We start from the raw sequence: 5573 nt of genomic DNA on the forward strand, positions 1-5573 counted from the left end.
ATCATCTCTAATGACAGGACTTAGCTTAACCTCTCATGAAGGCGGGATAAAAATTGACTTGCCTCCATTGCGGCAATTCCTCAATCGCCTGTTGGCTTTACGCATCGATATGCAAAACATCATTTTCGAGCGTTTTGAGTTGTTGCTAAGTCAGCAGATTGAGGCAGCGATCGCTAATGGGGTCTATGAGATGGGTGTAGAAACTTTACGGGCTGAACGCTTTACTGTTGAGAGCCAGGAAGCTGTGTACACTCATGCTCAAACTGGTAGCGTCACCAATTACTTGAAAGTGGAACGCACCCAAAAAAAACAACATCAGAACGGCTGAAGAAATGGTTGAGTTCGTCACTCAATATCAAGGAAGGCTCATGATCAACTCCAAGTCTGGTCATGCTGCTGTGTCAATTTCAACACATAGTATCTACAACGCTGATGGTGGAGTTGTCCCAAGAGTTTTGCTGATTCGTCCACAGAAAGAAACTCGCGTACCAGTCCAAGACTTGGAATCTTCCACATGGGGGCAAGTTTCTATTGATGCGTTTACTGCTGCTTGGTCTACTGAAGTAAACGAATTACCCAAGTTCACAACCGATTATCTGCATTTGGTAACTGGTATTCTATTGCCCATCTGGAAAATCCCGCCACAGCAGAATAGTCGAGTCTTCCGACTACAAACCAGCGATGGACAAAAGATTCTCGGTCGGGTGGTAAATGCTCACGACATTCAAACCGTGCGCGAACAACTTGGACTCAGGAACCAGCTGCTTTCTCCAGATGAACTTGTGAAGCTGGTACTGAACAAGAAATATACACAGCAGTTGCCGGGTGGTGTAACCTTGCGACGTTCTTTCGTTGCTAATGAACCTCGCATAGAACTGGTTAATGCTATTTCACTGGCAGAGCGACTCTTAGCTGTTGGCTGTTTCACTGAGATCATCAACTGGAAAAAGCGGGTGTTCATTCCGGTTTCAGACAAAGCGCCAGCTATTCTAGCGGCTGTGATTGAAATCTTGGGATAAGTCAAAAGCTGATGTATTTATTAGATACATCAGCTTATTTTTCGCTCAAACAAGAGTGTGAAGAAAGGGAAATGGGAAAGGGAATAAGTAACTTAAAAGCTCTTGTTTCAAATATGGACACTGCTAAGTTATCGCACTACGTGCCTTAAAAATCTTCTTTTTTTATTCGACCTATTTAAAAATAGGGGCTTCATACCATGAATATAAAATGGTAATCAGCATCACTATGTCAGAAAAGAAAAATTGTACACTTAGAGAATTTACAATAATCCAACTTTTTTCAGGCGCGATAGCAATCCAGTCCGGGTGCTATAATTTTTTTGCATCTGCTTAATAGAAGCTTTGAACTCCTCTAGCTTTCCTTGATATTCAGCCAGTTCCCGTAAGTCAACTAGATGTGCAACTGCTTGGTCATAAGTTTTGGATTGCTTGAATTCAAGTAATTTATATATATCTGACCATACTTTATCTTGATTTTTAGCTAGAACTTCTAACTTACGGATTTTTTCCTGTTGTGCTGCTAATTTCTCTCGTTGCTGACGCTGTTGCATTTGCTCATTAGCATTTTCTAGTAACTGAGAAAATGAGCGTCTATGAGTATCATGATTGCTATTAGTTTTGGGAATTTTAAATAGTTCTCGCAGTCGGTTTACAAGTTGTATTCCAACATTAATTTCACCTGTTGCTACTTTCAAAAGAAAATAGTCTTTTTCCTCTGATGACAAAGCTGTAATCCACTCTTTTATGGGTTCAGTATTTTCTTTTTTATCAATACTTACTTGAGATGCCGATGCAATTAAATCCTGGTCAATATCAAATAACTCCGTAAAAGTCTCAATTGCAGCAGGTAGTTTTTTCAAGTTTGCTGGGACAGGTGGTTCAACTAAATCTTCTTCATCTTCCCCTTCTTCAATTGCTATGGAAGCTGCTTTTAACCAAGCCAGGTATAAAACTCGATAATCTCCTTGCAAAATATCATCACGCAACTGCACTAATTGTGCTAGCCATCCCTCCCCTTCTATCCAATCTCCATATTCTTCGTCCTGGATGCTAATATCCACAATTATATAGTTTTTGCTCCTTGATACAGTAATTTTATCAGCTACACAATAAGGCTCAAAAACTGATGAAGCAACCACTGCTTTAGGGAAACGAAACATTAATTGTCGTGTTCCCCAATTCGCCATGTATAACATGATGTCGAAACACTTTTCTAGAACTTCCTTGGGTTCACCTCGAAAGTCTCCATAACTGTAGGTAAAAATTGCATTTGTTGCACTCAGTTGTACCCGGCTCGATAAACTACTTATATATGCTTGTTCTGATGGAGTTAATGGTCGGTCTAATGCCTGAAATTCGTAATACTGGTACTCACTCATAGTTTTCTTTATCTTTAAATAAACTATTTAATTTTTAAATATTTGGTATTTGCCAATTAATTTCTGGTTGTCCATAAGAAATTAATGCAGAATTAATAGCTGAAAAGGGCTTGCTACCAAAAAAACCATTGTGAGCAGAAAGTGCTGAGGGATGTGCTGATTGAATTATCATATTTTTGTTGGCATCTATCAACTTTAGTTTCTTTTGTGCATCCTTGCCCCATAACACAAAGATTATAGGTGCAGGTTTCTGGCTAATTTTACTAATTACCGCATCTGTAAAAGTTTCCCAACCCTTATTTTTATGGGAATTTGCCATGCCTTTTTTGACACTTAGTACTGTATTTAACATCAATATACCTTGTTTAGCCCATGTTACAAGATAGCCATTATTTGGGGTTTCAATTCCAATATCTTGTTTAAGTTCCTTAAATATGTTGCCAAGTGATGGAGGTAGTTTTACCCCTGGTCTAACTGAAAAACATAAACCATGTGCTTGGTTTTTATTGTGATATGGATCTTGTCCCAGCAATACGACTTTTACTTGCTCGTAAGGTGTCAGTTCAAAAGCAGAAAATGTCTCTTCTTTAGCTGGATAGATAGTATGAGATAACCTTTCACTTATTAGAAACTCTTGAAGTTTCGTAAAGTAAGGTTGTTTAAATTCTTCAGCTAGTACTCTCTGCCAATCATTAGGAAATTGTAAACTTATCATTCGATATTTATTTAGCGTCTAGACATATTATCCTATATCTTGTAACCCTCAGAAATCCCACGTTTTTTAAGAATAACTAACACTGATGCAGTTAGAGAATATCTTCTAAACCTGGAAACAGAGGCGCTTCTTCCCGATCGTATTTAGCTAGATAATTTCTAAAGGATGTACCATCAGTACCAACATCAGCACCAACTATTTTTAGCTGTGTAACTGCCAACCCTAGATGAGATTTATGAAATCGCCTTTGCAAATTATCATAAGCGCTAAAGCACTGAAGAATGGCACTAGCATTTGTATTAGTTTGTAAATTGACTAAATATTCTGCCTGAGAATTACCAGCAGCGCGGCTAATGAGGATTTGATAATAGTAAGCAAGGTTGTGCTGACGGTACAATTCAAACCATTGCGCTACCTGTTCACCATAGCGTTGATTAAACTCTACCTCAGCAATATGCAATTTTCCTTCAACATCTTTAGTACCACCATCCCAATATTTGCATACCCCACTCATAATTTCTAGATGACGGAACTGAAAAGACTGAAACCCGCTAGTAGGCCCAATACTAGTTCTGAACTCTGCAAAAGCACGCATTGTCCCCAGAATCGGCATCGTCGTATTTACAACTTCGTAAAGACGCAGGATGCGACGAAAGAAATAGCATACCTCTGCCGTATTGCCAATGATCGGATCAGTTGCATCTTGTAGCGCTTGTGCTAAAGTTTTCAACACTCGTTCCATATCAATAATCATTTGGTGAAAAGCAAGTTCACACATTTGATGTACAGCAATAAATAAATCTTCATCAATAGATGCTGTCAAAGGCTTTTTACAACTAATTAGTTCCTCGATATTATGGTAATTCCAGTAGTGATTCTCACTAATATCCAAGCTAGGATTAATTAGCGGTAAAGGTTGAAACGTATAAGATTCAGACATATTGATAGATATTGTTACTTTTTCTTTATGAGCCAAACAAGTTTATATTTCTATCTCAAAAATCATTAAAGCTGTCGAAATTTGATTAATCTAAGTACAATGCTGAACTTTGAAATGCCTCTTCTGGTGTTCCATAAAAAGTACCATTATTAAATACGCTAGGTTCATATTTTTCATTACTATAGGTGTAAAAAGCCTTCGTCCATTTCTCTTCATTTCCTTTGTAGCGTAATCGACACAGATGAATTGGTGTATTCTTGGCTCTCTCTATATATTCTGAGCGTGTTATTTTAAACATTGATAGGTCATAACTATCTGGTAAAAATGGTTCTTTATAAGCATCTATGTAACAGAAATATCCCTTAAAGCGGACATCAATACGTATGTATTTCCCCGCGTAATGCTGCTCTGCATAAGCTAATATCCGTTGCTTCGTTCTCTGTTTGACTTGCTCAGGGATTTTTACCCCTCCTGAATGTGGATCGCTTACCCATCCTCTCATGATTCGCTCCTTGGGCAATACTGAGCCTGATGTTATACTGCAACGGCAAAGATTACAAATCTCAACTTTTTGCAATTCTTATCATTAATTCTACTTTTTCTGGCAGATTCCACAGGGTTTCCACAGCTATTTCTGCTGTTTTCCACAGTTGTTTTACAAGATAATCGGCTTCTGTTCACTCATCAAGGATTTTGTCATGGCTGTAACCATCAGTCTGCTTTACTGAGTTATTGTTACGGAAGGTAAATAAAACCTACTTTTAACCCTAATTTTCACCTAACTATTTATTTTTTATACATCTCTATTTAACATTTTGCAACATTGACAAACCGAGCCAATCAGCACACAATAAATCGACTAGCCTTTGTCGTCCGTTCTATCTGTAACATCAACTGTATAAAACTATTCAGTTGTTAGTGCCAGTGGTTCAGCAAGCAAAGGATGGGGTGAAACTGTACTTGCACTGTATCACCTCTAGCTTGTTATCCTTATTGATTTGCTCTTTCTGAAGCTTTCATCACATGAACTCAACCCAAAACATCTTTACTACTCTTCCCGAAACCCTACATCAATCTCTCAACACCTACTTAGAAAAACATCCTGATTGGGATGAACGTCGTCTTATTACCGCAGCTATTTCTCTATTTCTGCTGCAAAATGCTGATGGAGATCGCCGTGTTTCCCAAGTTTATCTCGAAGCTCTGTTTCGTCGCGGTTAATGCTATTCCTTAGAAATCATATAAAATAAAAGGTCAATCAAACGATACACTCAGAAAGATTCCTTCACTCAGGATTAATGGTAAGTAAAAACGAGTCAAAATCGGAAACATCTACTATTGTAGTATCGCCACTCTCAGATGCAGCAGAACCCAAACTCGTAGACGATGCTGAAGATGTGGCTCGATCAGTGGAAAATGTCTTGGATAGTGATGATATTTTAAACTCACTCAAGACCTTACTCAATAGTATAGAAAAGCTACAAAAAGTGCGCCTTGAAGCAGGTGATATTAAACCTTTA

7 protein-coding genes and 1 pseudogene are annotated in these 5573 nt (G+C 38.1%); 4 read left to right on the forward strand and 4 right to left on the reverse strand.

Annotation, left to right across the window (positions count from 1 at the left end; genetic code table 11):
* The coding region (locus tag H6G97_RS54080) for a strawberry notch C-terminal domain-containing protein (RefSeq protein WP_242056024.1) at window positions 1-328 on the forward strand (328 nt) is incomplete at its 5' end.
* 40 nt (window positions 329-368) lie between these two features.
* Window positions 369-1019 (forward strand): hypothetical protein, encoded by a 651-nt coding sequence (locus H6G97_RS54085; RefSeq protein ID WP_242056025.1) that lies wholly within the window; start codon window positions 369-371, stop codon window positions 1017-1019.
* 260 nt (window positions 1020-1279) lie between these two features.
* Here the strand turns inward: H6G97_RS54085 and H6G97_RS44060 are convergent, their stop codons facing one another.
* The 4 genes from H6G97_RS44060 to H6G97_RS44075 form a co-directional block, all read right to left on the reverse strand.
* A complete protein-coding gene (locus H6G97_RS44060; RefSeq protein WP_190946799.1) occupies window positions 1280-2398 on the reverse strand; it encodes a hypothetical protein in 1119 nt (372 codons plus the stop codon).
* Window positions 2399-2432: 34 nt separating this feature from the next.
* Window positions 2433-3113, reverse strand: coding sequence for a uracil-DNA glycosylase (locus tag H6G97_RS44065; protein WP_190946800.1), 681 nt, complete (start codon window positions 3111-3113; stop codon window positions 2433-2435).
* Window positions 3114-3204: 91 nt separating this feature from the next.
* Window positions 3205-4053 carry a tryptophan 2,3-dioxygenase family protein gene (locus H6G97_RS44070; RefSeq protein ID WP_190946801.1) on the reverse strand — a complete coding sequence of 283 codons (849 nt, stop codon included), beginning with the start codon at window positions 4051-4053 and terminating at the stop codon, window positions 3205-3207.
* An 85-nt stretch (window positions 4054-4138) separates the two neighbouring features.
* On the reverse strand, window positions 4139-4555 hold the full coding sequence (locus H6G97_RS44075) for a hypothetical protein (RefSeq protein WP_190946802.1): 417 nt from the start codon (window positions 4553-4555) through the stop codon (window positions 4139-4141).
* A 521-nt stretch (window positions 4556-5076) separates the two neighbouring features.
* Here H6G97_RS44075 and H6G97_RS44080 point away from each other — a divergent pair.
* Together H6G97_RS44080 and H6G97_RS44085 are read left to right on the forward strand one after the other, a co-directional pair.
* Window positions 5077-5274, forward strand: a complete 198-nt coding sequence (locus tag H6G97_RS44080) for a DUF2811 domain-containing protein (RefSeq protein WP_190946803.1) — start codon at window positions 5077-5079, stop codon at window positions 5272-5274.
* Window positions 5275-5351: 77 nt separating this feature from the next.
* A pseudogene (locus H6G97_RS44085) lies at window positions 5352-5573 on the forward strand (hypothetical protein); the annotation flags it as partial.

This window comes from Nostoc flagelliforme FACHB-838, assembly GCF_014698065.1.
GTDB classification, from domain to species: Bacteria; Cyanobacteriota; Cyanobacteriia; order Cyanobacteriales; family Nostocaceae; genus Nostoc; species Nostoc flagelliforme_B.

Bases quoted from the DNA above. Each gene is read 5' to 3' on its own strand.
- H6G97_RS44065 (WP_190946800.1), bottom strand. From the start codon at position 3,113: ATGATAAGTTTACAATTTCCTAATGATTGGCAGAGAGTACTAGCTGAA.
- H6G97_RS44080 (WP_190946803.1), top strand. From the start codon at position 5,077: ATGAACTCAACCCAAAACATCTTTACTACTCTTCCCGAAACCCTACAT.
- H6G97_RS44060 (WP_190946799.1), bottom strand. From the start codon at position 2,398: ATGAGTGAGTACCAGTATTACGAATTTCAGGCATTAGACCGACCATTA.
- H6G97_RS44075 (WP_190946802.1), bottom strand. From the start codon at position 4,555: ATGAGAGGATGGGTAAGCGATCCACATTCAGGAGGGGTAAAAATCCCT.
- H6G97_RS44070 (WP_190946801.1), bottom strand. From the start codon at position 4,053: ATGTCTGAATCTTATACGTTTCAACCTTTACCGCTAATTAATCCTAGC.
- H6G97_RS54085 (WP_242056025.1), top strand. From the start codon at position 369: ATGATCAACTCCAAGTCTGGTCATGCTGCTGTGTCAATTTCAACACAT.